The 18613-nt window shown below is 62.1% G+C and carries 11 protein-coding genes; 5 read left to right on the top strand and 6 right to left on the bottom strand.

Annotated features, from left to right (window positions below):
• Nucleotides 1-156: 156 nt before the first annotated feature.
• Together CKO42_RS13040 and CKO42_RS13035 are read right to left on the bottom strand one after the other, a co-directional pair.
• Nucleotides 157-825 carry a phosphoribosyltransferase gene (locus CKO42_RS13040; RefSeq protein WP_200244644.1) on the bottom strand — a complete coding sequence of 223 codons (669 nt, stop codon included), beginning with the start codon at nt 823-825 and terminating at the stop codon, nt 157-159.
• 180 nt (nt 826-1005) lie between these two features.
• Nucleotides 1006-2553: an ATP-binding protein gene (locus tag CKO42_RS13035; RefSeq protein ID WP_200244643.1), complete on the bottom strand. Its 1548-nt coding sequence runs from the start codon at nt 2551-2553 to the stop codon at nt 1006-1008.
• A 443-nt stretch (nt 2554-2996) separates the two neighbouring features.
• Between CKO42_RS13035 and CKO42_RS13030 the strand changes: the two genes are divergently transcribed.
• The 3 genes from CKO42_RS13030 to CKO42_RS13020 are packed head-to-tail and all read left to right on the top strand — an operon-like array spanning nt 2997 to nt 9974.
• A complete protein-coding gene (locus tag CKO42_RS13030) occupies nt 2997-4046 on the top strand; it encodes an endonuclease/exonuclease/phosphatase family protein (RefSeq protein WP_200244642.1) in 1050 nt (349 codons plus the stop codon).
• A gap of 47 nt (nt 4047-4093) precedes the next feature.
• Nucleotides 4094-9049 (top strand): PAS domain S-box protein, encoded by a 4956-nt coding sequence (locus CKO42_RS13025; RefSeq protein ID WP_200244641.1) that lies wholly within the window; start codon nt 4094-4096, stop codon nt 9047-9049.
• A 1-nt stretch (nt 9050) separates the two neighbouring features.
• Entirely contained in the window at nt 9051-9974 is a 924-nt protein-coding gene (locus tag CKO42_RS13020) for a diguanylate cyclase domain-containing protein (RefSeq protein ID WP_338034913.1), read from the top strand.
• Nucleotides 9975-10058: 84 nt separating this feature from the next.
• Here the strand turns inward: CKO42_RS13020 and CKO42_RS13015 are convergent, their stop codons facing one another.
• Nucleotides 10059-10787: a HAMP domain-containing histidine kinase gene (locus CKO42_RS13015; protein WP_200244633.1), complete on the bottom strand. Its 729-nt coding sequence runs from the start codon at nt 10785-10787 to the stop codon at nt 10059-10061.
• Nucleotides 10788-11147: 360 nt separating this feature from the next.
• Nucleotides 11148-11867 (bottom strand): MBL fold metallo-hydrolase, encoded by a 720-nt coding sequence (locus CKO42_RS13010; RefSeq protein WP_200244630.1) that lies wholly within the window; start codon nt 11865-11867, stop codon nt 11148-11150.
• 269 nt (nt 11868-12136) lie between these two features.
• On the opposite strand from CKO42_RS13010, the gene CKO42_RS13005 reads away from it, so the two are divergent.
• A complete protein-coding gene (locus CKO42_RS13005) occupies nt 12137-12697 on the top strand; it encodes a hypothetical protein (RefSeq protein WP_200244628.1) in 561 nt (186 codons plus the stop codon).
• Between the two features lie 581 nt (nt 12698-13278).
• Nucleotides 13279-16095, top strand: a complete 2817-nt coding sequence (locus CKO42_RS13000) for an EAL domain-containing protein (RefSeq protein ID WP_242479369.1) — start codon at nt 13279-13281, stop codon at nt 16093-16095.
• A gap of 81 nt (nt 16096-16176) precedes the next feature.
• Here CKO42_RS13000 and mgtE read toward each other — a convergent pair whose 3' ends face one another.
• Both mgtE and narL read right to left on the bottom strand, forming a co-directional pair.
• Nucleotides 16177-17619: a magnesium transporter gene (gene mgtE, locus CKO42_RS12995; RefSeq protein WP_200244618.1), complete on the bottom strand. Its 1443-nt coding sequence runs from the start codon at nt 17617-17619 to the stop codon at nt 16177-16179.
• Between the two features lie 178 nt (nt 17620-17797).
• The gene (narL, locus tag CKO42_RS12990; protein ID WP_242479361.1) at nt 17798-18562 is read right to left on the bottom strand and encodes a two-component system response regulator NarL; all 765 of its coding nucleotides are present in this window, start codon (nt 18560-18562) and stop codon (nt 17798-17800) included.
• Between the last annotated feature and the right edge of the window lie 51 nt (nt 18563-18613).

Genomic DNA, 18613 nt, shown 5'->3' with positions numbered 1-18613 from the left:
CATGTGTCGAGGATGCCTTTGCGCAAACCGGCCTGAACGGGCACATCGGCGCACCGCTGCGAGCAGCGGAAGGGTTGGATACAACCACCAGCACCGGTTGCTTTGAACCAATCGCTTGGCAGCATCCAGCACTGCCAGCACGGAGGCAACGGATGATCAGCGCTGCCGTTTTTCACCCTGCCAGGCTTGTTCGAGCAGCGTTCGGACCTCAGCGTCGGTTGTCTGCGTGAAGGCCTCATACCAATAGCCAACGCCGATGAAAGGCTCCGGGGTGGCAAGGGCTACTACCTCAATCTGATTCGCCTGCTCGCCGACCAGCTGCACCGCCTCGAGTGAGGCCACCGGGGCGGCGACCACCAGCTCCGCTGGCCCCTGCATTGCAGCGGCTTGCACGGCGACCCGCATGCTCGCGCCGGTGGCAAGTCCGTCGTCGACCAAGATCACGCAGCGCCCGGTCAGCTCCGGCGGCGGACGCCGGCCCCGATACAACTGCTCACGGCGCTCGAGCTCATGCCGCTCCATCTCGGTGATGCGATCGAGCTGTTGCTGCGTGACCAACAATGCCCGAATGATCTCGGAATTGAGCACCCGCGCGCCACCGGTTGCGATCGCACCCATCGCGAGCTCAGGCTGTATCGGCACGCCAAGCTTGCGCACCAGCATCAGATCCAGCGGCGCCTCCAGCAGGCGCGCCACCTCGGCGGCGACCGGCACGCCGCCGCGCGGCAGCGCAAGCACCAGGAGGTCCATGCGTCCGCGGTAATCCAGGAGGGCTTCGCCGAGCAGACGCCCGGCTTCAGTACGATCGGCGAAGGGTAGCAGCATGGTCACGGTCCTCAATCGTCGGCGTGTCGGCTGCAAGCTCGAAGCAAGAGGTGGACCAGTGGTGAGTGGTGTCCGTGGGCTTCGGCTAGGGTTGGTATGGAGGGAGGGAGAATGAAGATTGGTCCCGGTGCATCAAGTTAGCGAAGACGCGCATCGCAGAGGCTAGATCGCAACCAGACACTATCTATCCAAACTCCGCTTTCTGCCTTCGCTCGATAACAGCGCGCCTAATGCATCGCGCCCAGCCGGCTTCAGTAGATGCGCGTCGAACAAGGCCGCCGCATCCCCGAGCGTCCCAGCCGCGTAACCAGACATCGCGACCAACTTGACAGAAGCCCGCGCCGCCATCCCCGACAGGCGCCGCGCAACCTCGATGCCATCCATCTCGGGCAGGCCGATATCAAGCAGCACCAGATCTGGCGGCGCCACGGCAATCGTTGCCAAGGCGTCTGAGCCATTGCTGACGCCACTGGCCTGGTGACCCATCACTGTCAGCAACTGGATCATCGCCTTGACAACCTCGGCATTGTCATCGACCACCAAGACACGCAATCCTGATGCCGATCCTGTGTCGAGCGCCGTTGTCGCGGCAAGCTTGCGTATCTGTTTCACCTGTTTCGCCCGCTCCGACGTCACTGGCAAGGAGACCTCGAACAGGCTGCCACACTGCGGCCCGTCGCTGTACACCGCAACCTGGCCACCCTGTAGCTCCACGAGTTGCTTCACCAGCGTGAGCCCAAGGCCAAGCCCGCCATCAGCCCGATGCAACGCAGGTGGGGCTTGACTATAGGCATCGAACAGCCCAGTGATCGCGTCGGCCTCGATGCCGCATCCGCTGTCCTCGATCTGCAAGCGGGCGACACCCTCATCTGACCTAAGCCGAACGCTGATCTGACCGCCATCGTCGGTGTACTTAGCGGCGTTATCCAGAAGATTACTGACCACCTGAACCAAGCGCGTTTCGTCAGCGCACACCATCACCGGCGCATCGGGCAGCTCGACCTGGACTTGGTGCCGATGCTCCCCAATGACCACCTCCATCGCCTGCAGCGACTCTTGCACCAGTTCGCGCAGATCGCGCGGCGCCATGATCAGCTCGATCGAGCCGCGCCTAATCCGTGCGACATCGAGCAGATCCCGCACCAGCCGCTCCATGTGTCGCGTTTGTCGATCGATCAGCTGCAGCGCACGCGCATGCGTCACGTGGTCGGCATCACCGAGAAACAGCTGGTCCAAGACACTGCGCACTGAGGTCAGCGGATTGCGCAGCTCGTGGCCAATCCTCGATAGCACCTCGTTCCTGTGCTGACCGGCCATCTCAAGACCTTGTGTTTGCTCGTGCAGGCCCGCCTCTGGGGTGAGGTCAGTGATCAGCGCAAACAGGCCAATGGTCTCGCCATCTTCGCGTTGATCCGGAATGCACTCGATACGGCAGTAGCGTCGACCGACAGCCCGCAAGGTTAGCCAGGCATCGAATCGGACCGCTTCGCCGGCCAGCGATTGCTGCAGAGGCTCGCGCAGCACCTTGTAAGCAGCCTCGCCCACCAACTCACGCACGGGGGTGCCAAGCAGCGCCGGTGGCGGCGCCCCGAACCAGTCCGCATAGGCGGCGTTCGTGAAGCTGACGTGTAGCGCCGGGGTCATCCGCGCGATCAGCACCGGCCTAGTATCGACTTGCGCCCTAGGCCTGTTGTCGACCAGTGCCTTAGGCTTGATCTCGACTTGCACCGTATCGCCTCCGCGACGGAGCGCGGCTTCAGTGGTGTCCTGCTGGCTCGATTCTAGCCCTTCGGTCGTCAACCTGAGCCCCCGATTCGACATGCGTAGAGAGAGCCCGGCACTAACCGCACAGGTTTCGTCGACTGAGCCTGTCAGGCTGGGCCGTGCAGCGTCCGGGAAGGCTCAAGCATTCTCAGATCGAACCGGACCGTTCTCAATCAGCCAAGCCCCCCTGCTGACATCGGATGCCCCCGGATGCGTCAGATAGGGGAAAGGCAGTGATCTCGCCGAGTGATCTCGCCGAGATGACTTGCCAGATCGCACCATCGCCGTCATTCTCACCAAGGTTTTGGATCTCTTGCCTAGATGATCGCTGACCTAATCGTCTTCTGCTTCGCCCGCCCAACTCGTGAGCAGACGTGGATAACGTTCACCACGGCCGCCGATCAACCATGAAGCTGACCCTGAAGGTGGGTTCAATGCGCTCCTTCCACCATCCGTTCGCATTGCTGCTCAGTGCACTCTGCCTGCTAGGTCCGTTCAGCGGCGCCCGCGCCGCGCCGCTCCCGCTGATGACCTGGAACATCGAAGGTGGTGAGAGCGTGCCATCGGCACTCGCCGCGCGCATCGAGCAGGCGCTTGATAGCATCGGCCCGGTCGAGGTGCTAGTGCTGCAAGAGATCGTCTCCGAGGCCCAGGTGGAGGCGGCCGCAAAGGCCGGCGGCTTCGATTATTGGGCGATCAGTGACTTTTCACCGCCGGTCAAGGTCACCAACGCCTGGCACAAGTCGCTCGAGGTCGCCGTGCTGTCGCGACGGCCAATCAAGTCGGCGGCCGAATGGGACACGACCGGGCGCAAGCGCAACGGCGACGGACATCCGCCGCGCACCTCCACTCGCCGGGTGCCGACGCAGGAACTGCGGGTCGCCATCAAAGATGGCGATGATCCGCCCCCGCGCGGCTTTCTGCGGGTTGATCTGGCGGACGGCTGGACGGTCTACGCAGTGCACTGGAAATCGTCGCGCGGCAAGCACTGCAACGCCGAGGACCGTGCGAGCGCGCGTCAGCGCGAGCGACAGGCCGCGGGGCTCGCTGCTGATGCGGCGAGCGCGCTCGCGGCCGGACGCACGATCATCGTCGCCGGCGACTACAACATCCAGGCCCCGGGCCGGGTGCTGCGCGTCGGCACTAACCCAAACGCTGACTGTGCACCAACCCAAGGCCGCTGCGAGGGCCTGTGCGGGCCCGGCGCACTCGATGGCTATGATGACAGCATCGCCATCCTGCTCGGGATGGACCCATCCGCGCGGCTGCTGTCAGGCGAGCTGGACGCAACCTACCTGCTCCGACGCTTCCCCGGCGGTGCGATCGATCACATCCTGGTCGCCGGCCCAAAAGCTGACCGGCTCGCCACCGCGACCACGCCGACGGTGAGCGGAAAGCATTGGCAGGGTTCGGATCATCGGCCAGTCATCACGGACGAAGTTGAGACATCACCTTAATTCAGCTGACTCCATCCAGCATCACCGAGCCGCTACTCATCATCTAGATGATTTTCCCGACATTGCGCAGCATTGCGACCGCCGAGGTCGTGATCCTCCCCAACACCGCCACGCTCGCGCAAGCGGTTCAGACCATGAATCGCCACAATATCCGCGATGTCGTGGTGCGTACCGAGTCAGGCTACCGGCTGGTGCTCTCCAGCCTGCTGCTGTCGCTGCAGATCAAGGGGGTGCCGTTGTCGACGCCGCTCTCGGATCTGGAACTCCCGGAAGCCGCGCTCCTCGATCCAGAGGCCTCAGCCCTAGACGGACTCAAGGCGATCCACAACCATTCCGAGCACATCTGCCTGGTCGATCAGGCCAGTCAGCTTCAGGGCATCGTCAGCTACACCGATCTGGCCGGAAGCCTCGATCCCCAGGTGCTCGTTGAGATGCAGAGTCTCGGCGAGTTGCTGCATGGCATCCAACCCCTGGTCGTACCCGAGACCATGTCGCTGCAAGACGTGGTGAAACGCATGGATCAAGGTCATGTCAGCGCCAGCCTCGTTACGCGCGAGGCGCGCCCGGTTGGCATCCTCACGCAGCGCGATCTGCTCAAGCTGCTCGGCGCCGAAGCCGATTGGCAGGCACCGGTGAGCAGCTTCATGAGTGCGCCGCTGCGCACCCTCGACGAGGAGACCACCATCGCCGAGGCGCTGACCTTCTGCCGCCACCACCATATCAAGCGCGTCGTGGTGGTGGACCCTGATGGTCAGCTCCTGGGACTGATCAGCCAACGCGATCTGGTCAGCCTCTACTACAACCGCTGGTTTGTCATGCTGAAGGATCATCAACAGCAGCGTGACGAACTCAACCGCGAACTGCAAGAACAGGAAAAGAAATTCCGCATCCTGTTCGAGTATTCACCCGACGCCATGGTCGTCATCGATCCAGCCAACGGCGCCACGCTCGACTTCAATCGCCGCGCGTATGAACAGCTCGGCTTCAGCGCCGAGGAATTCGAGCGCCTGTGCCTGCGCGACTACGAAGCCAAGGAAACGCCCGAAGAGACCGCCGCTCACGTCCACAAGATCATCACCCAGGGTCATGATGAGTTCGAGACCCTGCATCGCCACAAGGATGGCCATCTCCTGCACATCCAGGTCTCGGCCATCTATGTGACGCTCAATCAACAACCACGGTTGATGGCGATCTTGCGCGACATCAGCCAGCAAAAACAGGCCGAGCAGCAGCTCATCGAGAGCCGCGAGCGCCTGCAGCTCGCCACCGATGCCGCCGAATTCGGGATCTGGGACTATGATCTCGAGCGGGATCGGCTGTTCTGGGACGCGCGCATGTTCGACCTCTACGGCGTCGATCCGGCGCATTTTCAAGGCCGCTTCCAAGACTGGGTCGAGACGCTCCAACCGGAGTCCCTGCAGCAAGCCGAAACCGCGTTTCGAGCGCTGGTCGAGCACGACCAACATTTCGATATCGAGCTCCAGATCGAGCGTGCGAACGATCAGGCACCGCGCACGCTCAGGGGTCTCGCGCGCGTGATCCGCGATGATCAGGGGCGCGCGTGTCGCGTCGTCGGTATCAATGAGGATGTCACCGACCGCATCACCGCCGAGCGCCGGCTCGCCGCCGAGGAGGCCAAGTTCCGCGGCCTATTCGAACGCTCGCCGGTCGGCATCGCGATGAACGATCTCGCGACCGGCGCCTTCCTCGAATTCAACGCCGCCATCAACGAGCCCGCCGGTTATAGTGAGGAAGAGTTCCGACAGCTCAGTTACTGGGAGCTCACGCCCCGCGAATACCTGCCGCTTGAACAGCAGGCCCTTGAGGCGCTGCGCAAGACCGGCTTCTATGGTCCGTTCGAGAAGGAATACATCCGCAAGGATGGCAGCCGTTACCCGGTGCTGCTCAAAGGCTTCAAGACCCAGACGCCGGAAGGACGCGAGGTCATCTGGTCGATCATCCAGGACATCTCCGCGATCAAGGAGGCACAGCGCGATCTGCGCGATCGTGAGCAGCGCCTGCAACAGCTCGCGGCCCAGAGCCGCACCGTCACTTGGGAGGTCGACGCCGCGGGCTGCTATACCTATGTCAGCGCGGTCGCCGAGCGCGTTTGGGGCTACAGGCCGTCTGAGCTCGTCGGTCACGCCCATTTTTACGATCTGCACCCGGCCAACGGCCGCGAGGCCTTCAAGACCACTGTGTTAGACGGCTTTGCAAAACGCCAGTCGTTTGATGGACTGACCAATCAACTCTTGCACAAAGACGGCCATCTCCTCTGGGTCAGCACCCATGCCGCGCCCGTGATCGACGATGACGGCACCTTGCTGGGCTATCGAGGCAGCGATCTCGACATCACCGAGGCCAAACAGGCCAAGCGGGCCCTAGAAGCGGAAAAGGAGCGCTTCCAAGGCATCTTCGAGAATACCGGCAGTGGCGTTGCGGTCTTCCGCCCGGTCGACGACGGCCAGGATTTCATCTTCACCGACTATAACGCCGCCGCCGAGCGGATGGACAAACACCCACGCCAAGAGGTCATCGGTCGTCGCCTGAGCGAGTGTTTCCCGGCGGTCGAGGAGATGGGGCTGCTCGCGGCCTTACGCCAAGTCGCGCGCAGCGGCGAGCCGGTCGAGCTTCCACTCGCACAATATGGCGATCAACATCTTCAGGGCTGGCGCGAGAACAGCCTCTTCATGCTCTCCTCCGGCGAGGTGGTGGCAGTCTACAACGACCTCACCGAGATCAAGCAGGCACAAGAGGCGGCTGAACGCGCCAATCAGGCCAAGAGTCAATTCCTGGCCAATATGAGCCACGAGATCCGTACGCCGATGAACGCCGTCATCGGGCTCTCGGAGCTGTTGCTCACGACCCCGCTGAACGACAAACAGCGTGACTATCTCGGCAAGATTCGCGATTCCTCGCGCATGTTGCTTGGGATCATCAACGACATCCTCGATTATTCAAAGATCGAGGCTGGCAAGCTAGAGTTCGAAGCTCGACCCTTTCATCTCGATGACCTGCTCGAGCAGATGCAGACCCTGTTTGCCACCGCCGCCGAGGCCAAGGGCATCGAGCTGATCTTCCACAGCAATGCTTATGGGCTGCCCGCCGTGGTCGGCGACTCGCTGCGCCTTGGGCAGGTGTTGACCAACCTGCTCAGCAACGCCCTCAAGTTCACCGAGCAGGGGCAGGTCGAATTGGAGATCCGGCTCCTACCCCTGCAGGAACAGCAGGCGCATCTGCGCGTCGAGGTTCGTGATACCGGCATCGGCATGAGCGAGGCGCAACAGCAGCGGCTGTTCCAGCCCTTCTCCCAAGCGGACACCTCAACGACCCGCAATTATGGCGGCACCGGCCTCGGCCTAGTCATCAGCCGTCGGCTGTTGGAACAGATGGGCGGCACGCTCAGGCTCGCATCGCACCCTGGCCAGGGCAGCACCTTCGGCTTCGAGCTCAGCTTACCGCTGTCATTACAGCCCGCGCTCGCGCCACGCTCAGCCAAGGCGATCCCCACCGGTGCACGGGTGCTCGTGGTCGATGACCATGTCACCGCCCGCAAGGTGCTGCGCGAGATGCTCGAGCAGGAAGCCTTGAAGGTCGTCGAGGCCGACTGTGGCGAGGCTGCGATCGAGGCTGTCGTGGCCGCTGAACACCAGGGCCTGCCATTCGATTTCATCCTCATCGACAGGAAGATGCCCGGCCAACTCGATGGGGTCGCTACCCTTGAGCGCCTGCACGCGCTGCGCGCGCAAGGCACATTGACCGATACGCAGATCCCGGCGCTGATCATCAGCGCCTACAGCCAGGAAGGGCTGAGCGAGTATACCGCGCTCTACAGCGCCTTCCTGAACAAACCGGTCACTCCGCGCGCGCTACTCGACGCCATGGCTCGGGCCAGCGCTGAGCAGACACTCGGCCAACACGCGATGGACGAACAGAGCGCACCGCCCCGCCTGGCGGGCCGCAGGCTCCTGCTGGTCGAGGACAACAGCCTGAATCGCGAAGTTGCCACGGCGCTGCTGGAGAAGACCGGCGCGCGCGTCATCGAAGCGCACAATGGCCGCGAGGCGCTGGAGCGGCTCGCCGAGCAGCCGGTCGATCTGGTGCTCATGGATCTGCAGATGCCGGTCATGGATGGCTTTGAGGCCAGCCGCCGCATCCGCGCCCAGCATCCCGAGTTGCCGATTCTGGCGCTCTCGGCGGCGGTCATGGACGACGATCGTGCCCGCGCCGAGGCCGCCGGCATGAACGACCACCTGGCCAAGCCGATCGACAAGCAGACCCTGTTTCGCCTGCTCGAGACCTGGCTGCCCGCCGAGGAGGTCGCCGCGCCCGAGCCGCCTGCAAGCGGCACATCAACATCCGCTGACACGCCCTTGCCTGCTACACTTGACGGATTTGATTTGCAACGCGGGCTCGATCACCTCGATCAGGATGCCGCGCTTTATCTGAACCTACTGCATCGTTTCCGGCACCAGCTTGAGGGCGAATTCGCCGCACTTGACGGGCAATTAGAACAACAACCGCAAGCGATCGAGACAAAGCGCCTGATTCATACCCTGAAAGGGCTGGCCAATACGCTCGGCGCCGAACGCTTGGCCGCGGTCGCCACTGAGATCGACCGCGCCTGCGGCCGCGAGGCACCGATCCCAACAGCCGCGCGCGAGGAACTGGCCGAGGCCCTGAGCCAAGCCCTCGCGCGCCTGGCCTCGCTACCCAGCCGCTCCGCTAATGGCCCCAGAAACGGCCCCACCGGAGAACAGGCCGGCCAGGGAGCCCCGAGCGCAAGCATGGAGACCATCGATCAGATCTTGCACGCCCTGTCCGCCGGTGAGTTGATCGACGACACCTTGATGGACGAGGTCACTGCCGTCATCCGCCAGTACGTCGACGACGCCCAAGCCATGGAGCTGCAAACCTACATCGAGACCTTCGACCATGACCGTGCAGCCGAGCTGCTCAAGCAGGTCGCCACACGCATCGCCGACACGCAACACGAGGCCTGAGGTGAGAGAACAGCGCGCCACGATCTTGATCGTCGATGATCAACCCGCCAACATCCACGCCCTAGCCAAGCTGCTCAAGGACGATTATCGGATCATCACCGCGACCAATGCCACCAAGACGTTGGAGCTGGCGCAGCGCGATCCAAGGCCAGACCTGATCCTGCTCGATATCCTGATGCCGGACCAGGATGGCTATGCCATCTGCCGCGAGCTCAAGGCCGATGAGGCGACCCACGCGATTCCGGTCATCTTCGTCACCGCCTTGGATCAAGCCCAAGACGAGGCCAAGGGACTTCAGCTCGGCGCCGCCGATTACATCTCCAAGCCGTTCAACCCGGCCATCGTCCGCGCCAGGGTTAACAATCAGGTCAGCCTCAAGCTGAAGACCGATCTGCTCGAGAAGATCGCCCTGCAGGATGGCCTCACCGAGATCCCGAACCGGCGCTATTTCGACCGCAAGCTGACGCAGGAATGGAACCGTCAGTCACGTCACCAATATCCGCTCTCGCTGCTGATGATCGACATCGATCATTTCAAGCTCTACAACGACCACTACGGACATGGCGCCGGCGATGAATGCCTGCGGCGCGTCGCGCAAGCACTGGCAAAGGTTCCAGCCCGCGCTGCCGACCTTGTCGCTCGCTATGGTGGCGAGGAGTTCGTCGTTCTCCTGCCCGAGACCGATGCCAACGGCGCCTGCGAAGTGGGCGAACAGATGCGCGCGGCAATCCATGCCCTAGCTCTTCCGCATGCCTATTCACCGGTTGCAGATCACATCACGCTGAGCATTGGCGCCAGCATGCACCAACCGCAACAACCGGTCACCAGCGCCGAAGCCCTGAAACAGGCCGCTGACCGGGCGCTTTATCAAGCCAAGGAACAGGGGCGCGATCGGCTCGTCTGGCGCGATATTGACGCTGGCTGATTGAGCCATTTGCCCTGACTTGCTTACAGTCTGAGCCTGTAAATCCTGATAGCTGCGCAGCCGATCCTTCAGCCGCAGAAAGGCTCAGGTCTGCGCCAATGGCAGCTCAAGGGTCGCTCGATCCTGCCCTAGCACTAATGCGCCGCCACTCTCACGCACGACGCGCTCTACCGCTTTGAGCATCAGCCGGTAATCAGACCGCTCAGTAGGGATCGGAACGTCTGGCTCGCCTTCACTGATCAACCGCAGCCGCAACCACTGGCCATGCTGATCCTGCTGGACGCTGAGCACCGGTTGTTGCGCACCCCCACCGTTACAGGTATTGCCAATGCCGATCAGGCGTAACAGATGCACCAATGCTGCCTGCAAGCCTTGTTCGTTGGCCAGCACCACCGGCGCGTCTTCAGACTGTAGCGCCGCATCGTCGAGATGCATCGACGCACCAGCATCGACACGACCGCCGAACGCCAAGACGACCCCTGCGGCGACCCTGGCTGCATCCAGCGGTCGCTTGGGTCCGTCCGCGAAGCGATTTGAGCGAACGTTCTGGGTCAGATTCGTCGATAGGGTCGAGACCGCATCGAGCACCCGTTGGAGCCGCTCTGCGCGACCCTGCTCCTCCCCGAGCTCGAGCTGCAGCGTCTCTAAGACCAATTCGATCACGCTCAGTGGCGAGCGCAGGCTATGCGCCTGCTCACGCGCTTGCTCCGCCAGCAGAGAACGGCGCTCTAGCTCGGTCAGGCGTTCGTGATTCGGATCGAGAACTCCCGACTCGACCTTGCCCATGGTGTTGGAACGGGACCTCGTGGTCATAAGATGAGTTTCTCCGCGAACAGACGCTCGGCCAAACGCAGCAAGCGCATGAGCTTGCAGGCTTCTTACTCTAGCCAGAGTCGTACAAGCATGTGTTGGGCCAATTCAACGCCAGCGTTGTTGTGTGCCGTTGTTGTATGCATTGTGGCGAGCCATCCTAACGCTCATGGCGCGGCGTCACCCCGGAAAATGAATCGCGTGAGATTCACGTTAAGACAACCTTTGGACGAGCGTCGCGGCTAGATCCGGTCTCGTCCGCTCTGGACGCGGCCAGGATACTGGGGGATTTGCTGTGCACGTGGTTGCCTTGCACCAGTTTGCAAGCAGTTTGCAAGCAACGGCAGCACACATCAGCGCCAATCACAGCTCTAGTTGGCGCCCAACTCCACCGCTAACGCAGTGCTCACCATAGGCCTGCTCAAACGCAACGATTGCCGCATCACCGGTGCAATGGGTCGGCAGTACATCGGTCACCCCGAGCGCCTGCAAGGCCCGCACGGAACGGGCGATCTCAGCATCGTTGGCGTACATCAGATGAAAGCCACCGATCGCCCACGTGATCGGCTGGCCGAGCAGTGCTCGGCCGCGCTCAACGATCTGCTCCATGCCCGGATGGGCGCAGCCACTGATCGCCATGATGACGCCACCCAGGTTGAGGATCAGGGCTTGTTCCGGCGGCTGACTATCGAGCAGACCGGTGGAGACGATCCCGGGTGCAAGAGTCTGCGGCTCGGCACCGACGACAATGACCTCGCGGCAAAGGCCCTGCAGATCTTGGATCAGGTGTTTGGAGAAGCCCTCGTGCAGGACCACACTGAGCGCCGGATTGGCCTCGAGCACGGAGTCCAGCCCACCCATGTGATCCCAGTGCGGATGGGAAAGGAACAGCTGATCGACTGAGGCCATAGAGAAGCCAAGGGCGGTCATATTCTTCAGCAATACGCGCCCGTTGCTGCCGGTGTCAAACAAGAGGGTTCGATCGCCGGTCTCGATCAGTGCGGCGAAGCCCCAGAGCGCGGTCAGTCCGACGGGGCTCGGCCGGTTGTCGAAGAGGATGGTCAGGCGAAGGTTGGCGGTCATCGGGATGTCCTGTTGTTGGCTGTGCGCAGGGTCAGTCTCATCGGTAGTCTCATGCCGCCGGTGCAAACCTGGTCCGCAAAGGTGCTCTGCAAAGGTGCTCTGCGTTGATAGGTGCGATTCTGTTCATGCAGCGATTGACCACTCTCCTGGAGCCTTGGCGCCGAGTGCCACAGACTGTCGGATTCGGTCTTCGGTCTCGATGCACTGCGCCAGTCGCGTGTTGCAGGGCTGGATGACACTCACCGCTCCCAGCACAATGAGGCATGACCATGCAGCCTATGCGAGCAACCTGGCGCTTGGCATTGATCGTTTTCGGTATGGCGCTCTGCGCTGCCGCCTGGGCACAGGAGCCCTGGACGCTGAGCGACTTCTACGACGATCTCAACGACATCCGCGTGAGGATCGCAGCGGTGCAGAACGCGCAGGGCGATCAGTTGAAGATCCATGCAGCAAGTAACGAGTCGCGGGTCTGGGTGACCTTTCTGCCGTCGGCGAAGGCCCCCGCGCTGGACTCGACAGCGAGCCTGTCTTGGTGGTGCGGCGATGAAGGGCAGCGCCATTCGCGCGAGACGTTGACTCAGCTGCTCGCGGAACGCAGCGGGGAGCGGCCCTCATCGCTCTATCATGCCGGCGCGTATTACGTCTCCTTTGTGCTCGAGCACAGGGATGGGCTGGACGCGCCAACCGGCCCCATCGCTGCACTTCAAGCCTGTGAGAGCAGTCTCAGCCTGGCTTATCTCGATGCCGATGGTGGTCTTGCTGAGACAGCGTTCGAACTTGCTGGCGCACAGGCAGCGATCGCTGAGGTCGCAGACGTCGTCCGTCGTTGAGTATCATCGGCCATTGGCCGCGCTGAACCTGATGCCGCAGCCACGACCTCATCGGTTGAACGGCGCTGTTCGCTCGCATTCACGACTGGCGGCGAGCGGTTTCTGTGGGTGACGGCGACGCGGGACTGACGCTGTCGGTCAGGGGCGCATCTCTGGCGGTAACCTCAGACGCTGCGCCTCGACGACAAGGGCGTTGGTGCCCTCCATCGCGCCTGTCATAGATTGTTCACTTGATCGATACGTTGAATCGTCTATTTTGCCGATCAACGGTACCGACGCGACAAGTGGCCCGAGAATCCCATGGAACTAACCTTGCTCGAGCTTGGCAGACTCCAGCACTGAAACCTGGTACCGCACATCAGCTCAGGGAGAACCATGACAGGCTTCGTTATCATCGTGTGGCAACGATGCGGGCGTTACTGCCACACTCCGCGTCCGGGAGCTCGATCCCGACGGCGAGGTCGTGCTCATCGTCACCAGCCGCTTTCCGAACTTCAGCCTCTGCGGCATCCCGTGGGCAGAGACCATTGGGACCATGGTCGCAGCCAAGCTGATAGAGGATGATTGACTCCGTGATCAAGATGACAACAGCGCGCAGCCTGCGGGTGCGATACCTGATCGGGCTTAGTGCGATTGCGCTCCTGGTCACGACCTCGTTCGTGACCATGCAGCACGTGGTGTCTCAGCAACGAAACTTCGCCCAGATCGTCAATCTCGCCGGCCAACAAAGAGGCCTCGTCAACCGTCTCGCCTACTTCGCCAGCCAGATGGCGACGACTGAGAATCAAACAGACTTCGACCAGGCGCGGGCGCAGGTCGGGCGGACGATCAACCGCATCGAAGACAACCATCGCTTGTTGCGCGAAGGCTCCCCGGAAGCGGGGATTCCCAGGATCACCAGCCCGACTCTGACCACGATCTACGAGGACCCGATGGTTGGCGTCGACAAGGCCCTGGACAGCTTCCTCGAACGCGCCCGCCGGGTCTACGCGACCGAGATGGAGGCCTTAACCCCGAACAACGCCGCCTACATCTTCCTCAATGTGTATGGTCCCTATGCCCTTGAGCCGATGTTGGATGCGGTGGTTGACGAATACCAACGGATCGGACGGCAGTCGATCCTGCGCATCGAGCGGTTCGAGCTGGGTATCTGGCTGGCGGCGCTGCTGACACTCTTGCTCGAGCTCATCTTAATCTTTCGGCCGCTAGAAAAACGGGTTACTGAATCGATTGGCTCGCTCGAAGGGGCCGTCGCGCAGCTCGAGGAAACGCGCGGCCGTCTGGTCTCGGCACAGGAGCTGGCAGCGGTTGGGGATTGGCAGTGGAATGCGCAGACACAGGAATTGAGCTGCTCCGAGCAGACCCACGAGATCCTCGGCATCACCGCCGACAGCTTTGAGCTAAGTCTCGAGACGCTCGAGCACCGGGTGCGGCCCGAAGATCGCGAGCATTGGAAAGCCCACTTAGAGCAGGCAAGCGCACAGACGAATGCGGGCCGGCTAGAGCTCGAATACCGCATCCAACGGCCAGATGGGCGGGAGCGTGTGATCCATCAGTTCATGGTTGCCCAACACGATCCCGATGGAGCGCTGATCAGTCTGTCCGCCACGCTGCAAGATATCAGCGAGCGGCTCGAGCTCTCGACTCGGCTGAAAAAGCTCTCAGAGCACATCCCTGGCTTCATCTTTCAGTATGAATTGCGCCCGGATGGCTCCACACGCTTCCCCTACGTCAGTCAAGGCATCATCGACCTTTATGGTCTCTGGCCGGAGCAGGTGCATGAAGACGGTGCAGCCGCGTTTACCCGCATCCACCGCGAGGATGTCGAGCACCATACCAACGGCATCTATGCCTCGGCCCGTGCATTGCGCGTCTGGAACGATCAATACAGGGTCCAGCATCCCGAGCGCGGCGAGATCTGGCTCGAGGGCAATGCGACCCCCGAGCGCCTGCATGATGGCGGTACCCTTTGGCACGGCTATCTGTGGGAGATTACCGACCGCAAACGCTCGGAGGATCAGATCAGGAAGCTCGCGCTCTATGATCCGTTGACCGGGCTCGCCAACCGACGGCTGCTTCGCGATCGCCTCGAGCATGCACTGGCCACCTCGCAACGCAGTCAGCGGCATGGCGCGCTGCTCATGATGGATCTCGACAACTTCAAGACCTTGAACGATACCCAAGGCCATGATGTCGGCGATGCGCTCTTGGTTGAGGTTGGTCGTCGCGTCAGCAATGAGGTCCGCGCCGCCGATACCGTCGCCCGGCTTGGTGGCGACGAATTCGTGGTGATTTTGGAAGCCTTGGACCCGGACCGGGCCAGTTCGCAACTGAAGGCGATGCAGCTCGCCACAGCGATTCAACAGGCCCTCCATCAGCCGTATCGGTTGATGGATCGGGGATGCCCGTATCAGACCAGCGTTAGTATCGGCGTCAGCCTGTTCAATGATCTGTCGCTCGGCGCCGATGAGCTCCTGCGACGCGCCGATATTGGCATGTTCGAGGCCAAGGAGAGCGGACGCAACCGCGTCTGCCTATTCAGTGAACAGCGCGAAGCGGAGGTGCACTCGCGAACCTCGCTCATCCAAGAGCTCGCGGATGCGATCCAGCAAGGCCAGCTGATGCTGTATTACCAGCCCCAATTCCGGCCGGATGGGTCGCTGCACGGCGCCGAGGCCCTGCTGCGCTGGCACAGCCCCTCCCGGGGGATGGTCCCCCCGGGTGACTTTATCCCCCTCGCTGAGGAAACCGGCCTGATCCTTGCGATCGGTCACTGGGTGTTGAACACCGCCTGCCGGCATCTGAACCAGATCCAACGATCTGGCCTGCACGATCAATTCTCGCTCTCGGTCAACATCAGCCCGCGTCAGTTTGCTGACTCGGACTTCCTAGACAAGGTCGAGCAGGCACTGACATCTCATGCGGTGCCGGCCCAGCGTCTCAAACTCGAGCTCACCGAAAGCAGCCTCTTTCACGACATGGATCATGCCATCGAGATCCTCGAGCAGTTGCGCAAACAGGGCATTGGCATCGAACTGGACGATTTTGGCACCGGATACTCATCGCTGAGTTATCTCAAACGGCTTCCGCTCGACGCCTTGAAGCTGGATGGCTCGTTGGTTGCCGATGTCGTCAGCGATGCCAGGGACCTGGCGATACTGCGCGCAGCGATTGCGATGGCCAAGACCCTGTCGCTCACCGTCATTGCCGAGGGCGTCGAAACCAATGAACAGCGCGCCTTCCTTGCCAGCGAAGGCTGTGATCTCCTGCAAGGGTACTTGCTCGCGCGTCCTATGCCTTTCGATAAACTCTATGCGCTCATCGAGCAAGCGACCCCTCAGCGATCCCAAGACCCAACCAGCGAGCTAGCCCACCAGCTGAGTCAGCGCAGAGCCTGATCCCAGGCGTTGCTTGGCGCCTCTCAAATCGAGGCCGTTTTCTAGACCCAAGCCTCTGCCTAAAACCAGGCGCACCTGGTTCTACAACAGAAACAGTGTTGCCAGGCCGAGGAAGATAAAGAACCCACCGGAGTCGGTCAGGGCCGTGATCATCACCGAGCTGCCGAGCGCGGGATCTCGGCCCAACCGTTGGCGCAGCAGTGGGATCAGCACGCCTGCTGTTGCTGCAAGGAGCAGATTCAATGCCATCGCCGCAACCATGACGACCCCCAGTGGCAGATTCTGGTAGACAACACCGGCAAAGACGCCGATCACGCCGCCCCAGACCAGACCATTGATCAGCGCGACGCCCAGCTCTTTAACCATCAGCCGCCGCCAAGCCGAGGGCTGCACCTGTCCCATCGCGATCGCGCGCACGATCATGGTGATAGTCTGATTGCCAGCGTTACCGCCGATACCGGCGACGATCGGCATCAAGGCCGCCAGTGCGACCAACTGCGCAATCGAGTCCTCGAACAGATTGATCACGCGCGAGGCGATCACCGCGGTGACCAGATTGATCGCGAGCCAGGCCCAACGATTCTTCACCGAACGCAAGATCGGCGCGAAGATGTCCTCCTCTTCCTCAAGACCGGCCTGACTGAGGATCTCGGCCTCGTTCTCCTCTTGGATGTAGTCGACCACATCGGAGACGGTTAGCCTGGCCACCAGACGCCGCTGTTTGTCGACCACCGGCACCGAGACGAGATCGTACCGCTCGAAGGCATGGGCGGCTTGGCGCGCCTCATCCTCAGCGCGAAACAGGATCAGCTCACTGGCCTGCATCACGTCACTGACGGGGGTCTCTGGCTCGTTGATGAGCAGCGCCTCGAGCGTGAGGATGCCGCGCAAGCGCTCATCACGATCGACCACGAACAGCTTGTCAGTATGATCGGGCAAGGCATCGAAACGACGCAGATAACGCGCCACCACCTCCAGCGTCACATCCTCGCGGACCTTGACCAAATCGAAGTCCATCAAGGCACCGACCGTGCCCTCGGCATAGGACATCGCCTCGCGCACCTGCGCCTGCTCGCGCTGATCGAGTGCGGTCAAGACCTCCTGGGCGACATCCGTCGGGAGATCAGGGATCAGGTCGGCCAGCTCATCGGCATCCAGGGCCTCAGCCGCGGTCTTGAGCTCGTCGCGGTCCATGGTCTCGAGCAGGCTTGGGCGCACCGCGTCCGAGACCTCGAGCAAGATGTCACCATCCTTGTCCGCCTTGACCAGATCCCAGACGTAAAGCCGCTCATCCAGCGGCAGCGTCTCGAGGATGTAAGCAATATCAGCCGGATGGAGACGGTCGAGTTTGCGCTGAAGCCGCGCCAGGTTTTGCCGATGGGTGATGTTCTCAACCAGTCGCTGATGCGGCATGCGCTGGCGCCGCGTGACCTCCTCAACCAGCTGCTGTTTTGCCAGCAACTGCCGCACCTCGCGCAGATGCCGCTGGAGCATGTCTTCATCGGGTCGCGGCAAGTCCGGCATCGGCATCAGTCTCCAAGCTAAGGTCCAGTCTGGGCGTTGTCTCTAAGGACACGAGGATACCTGGCACAAATGACAGCTAAGTGGCCGCGTCGACCGGCGCCTTCTTGACATTATCCAAAGGTGTGGGTTTCGGGTGCTAGTGAGCCGGTCTCAAAGACCTTGCATGGCGCCGATAACATCACCGAGATCCAGAAGGCGGTGGCCACCGCGGTGCTGGCCGTTCACGCGCAGGTCTGACGCCATCACGCGCATTCAAACACCAGACCGCAGCCTCGACGCGGCTGTGTAGGCCGAGCTTCTTCAGCAGATGCTTGACATGCACCTTCACGGTGCCGATCGCGAGGTCAAGCTCCCGGGCGATCAGCTTGTTGCTGAAGCCCTTTGCCAGAAGCTCAAGCACCTCGCGCTCGCGCTGTGTGAGACCGGCCTCATCGAGGTCCATCGGCCCGTGGTGGGTGCGTAGCGCGCGGGCGAGCAGATCGGTCAGCTGCGGGCTAATCACCAGACGCCCGCGCATCGCCTCGCGCAATTGCTCGAGGATCTCCTCGGGCTCCATGTCTTTGAGCAGATAGCCATCGGCCCCGGCACGTAAGGCAGCAACCACATCGGTCTCGTTATCCGAGACGGTAAGCATAAGCACGCGGGCGTCCTGAGACCGGGCCTGATCTGCCACCGGCGCCGCGCGCAGCTGGCGCAAGGTTTCGATGCCATCCCAGCCCTTCATGTTCAGGTCGAGCAGGATCAGGTCCGGCTGCAAGTCGGCGGCGAGCCGAACCCCCTCCTGACCATCCGCTGCCTCACCCACCAAACAGAGGCTCGGCTCCAGCGCGAGCAGATCGGCGACGCCTTTGCGAAACAGCGGATGGTCGTCGATGACCAGGACGCGCGTAGGCTGCTGCTCCTCGACACGCGTGGGCTGCTGCTCAGTGGCCATTGTCTTCATGTTGATCGCTCTGCTGCCGGCGGCTTAGGCTGAGTGTCGGGAGATAACATT

The sequence above is a fragment of the Lamprobacter modestohalophilus genome (genome assembly GCF_016583905.1).
In the GTDB taxonomy this organism is placed as follows: domain Bacteria; phylum Pseudomonadota; class Gammaproteobacteria; order Chromatiales; family Chromatiaceae; genus Lamprobacter; species Lamprobacter modestohalophilus.
Note: the sequence above shows the minus strand (reverse complement) of the source record. Positions and strands in the feature narration are given on the sequence as shown.

What these genes read in the sequence shown, in the direction of transcription:
- CKO42_RS13030 (WP_200244642.1), top strand. Translation starts at nt 2,997, where the DNA reads ATGAAGCTGACCCTGAAGGTGGGTTCAATGCGCTCCTTCCACCATCCG.
- CKO42_RS13040 (WP_200244644.1), bottom strand. Translation starts at nt 825, where the DNA reads ATGCTGCTACCCTTCGCCGATCGTACTGAAGCCGGGCGTCTGCTCGGC.
- CKO42_RS13010 (WP_200244630.1), bottom strand. Translation starts at nt 11,867, where the DNA reads ATGACCGCCAACCTTCGCCTGACCATCCTCTTCGACAACCGGCCGAGC.
- narL (WP_242479361.1), bottom strand. Translation starts at nt 18,562, where the DNA reads ATGAAGACAATGGCCACTGAGCAGCAGCCCACGCGTGTCGAGGAGCAG.
- CKO42_RS13005 (WP_200244628.1), top strand. Translation starts at nt 12,137, where the DNA reads ATGCAGCCTATGCGAGCAACCTGGCGCTTGGCATTGATCGTTTTCGGT.
- CKO42_RS13000 (WP_242479369.1), top strand. Translation starts at nt 13,279, where the DNA reads ATGACAACAGCGCGCAGCCTGCGGGTGCGATACCTGATCGGGCTTAGT.
- CKO42_RS13025 (WP_200244641.1), top strand. Translation starts at nt 4,094, where the DNA reads ATGATTTTCCCGACATTGCGCAGCATTGCGACCGCCGAGGTCGTGATC.
- CKO42_RS13015 (WP_200244633.1), bottom strand. Translation starts at nt 10,787, where the DNA reads ATGACCACGAGGTCCCGTTCCAACACCATGGGCAAGGTCGAGTCGGGA.
- mgtE (WP_200244618.1), bottom strand. Translation starts at nt 17,619, where the DNA reads ATGCCGGACTTGCCGCGACCCGATGAAGACATGCTCCAGCGGCATCTG.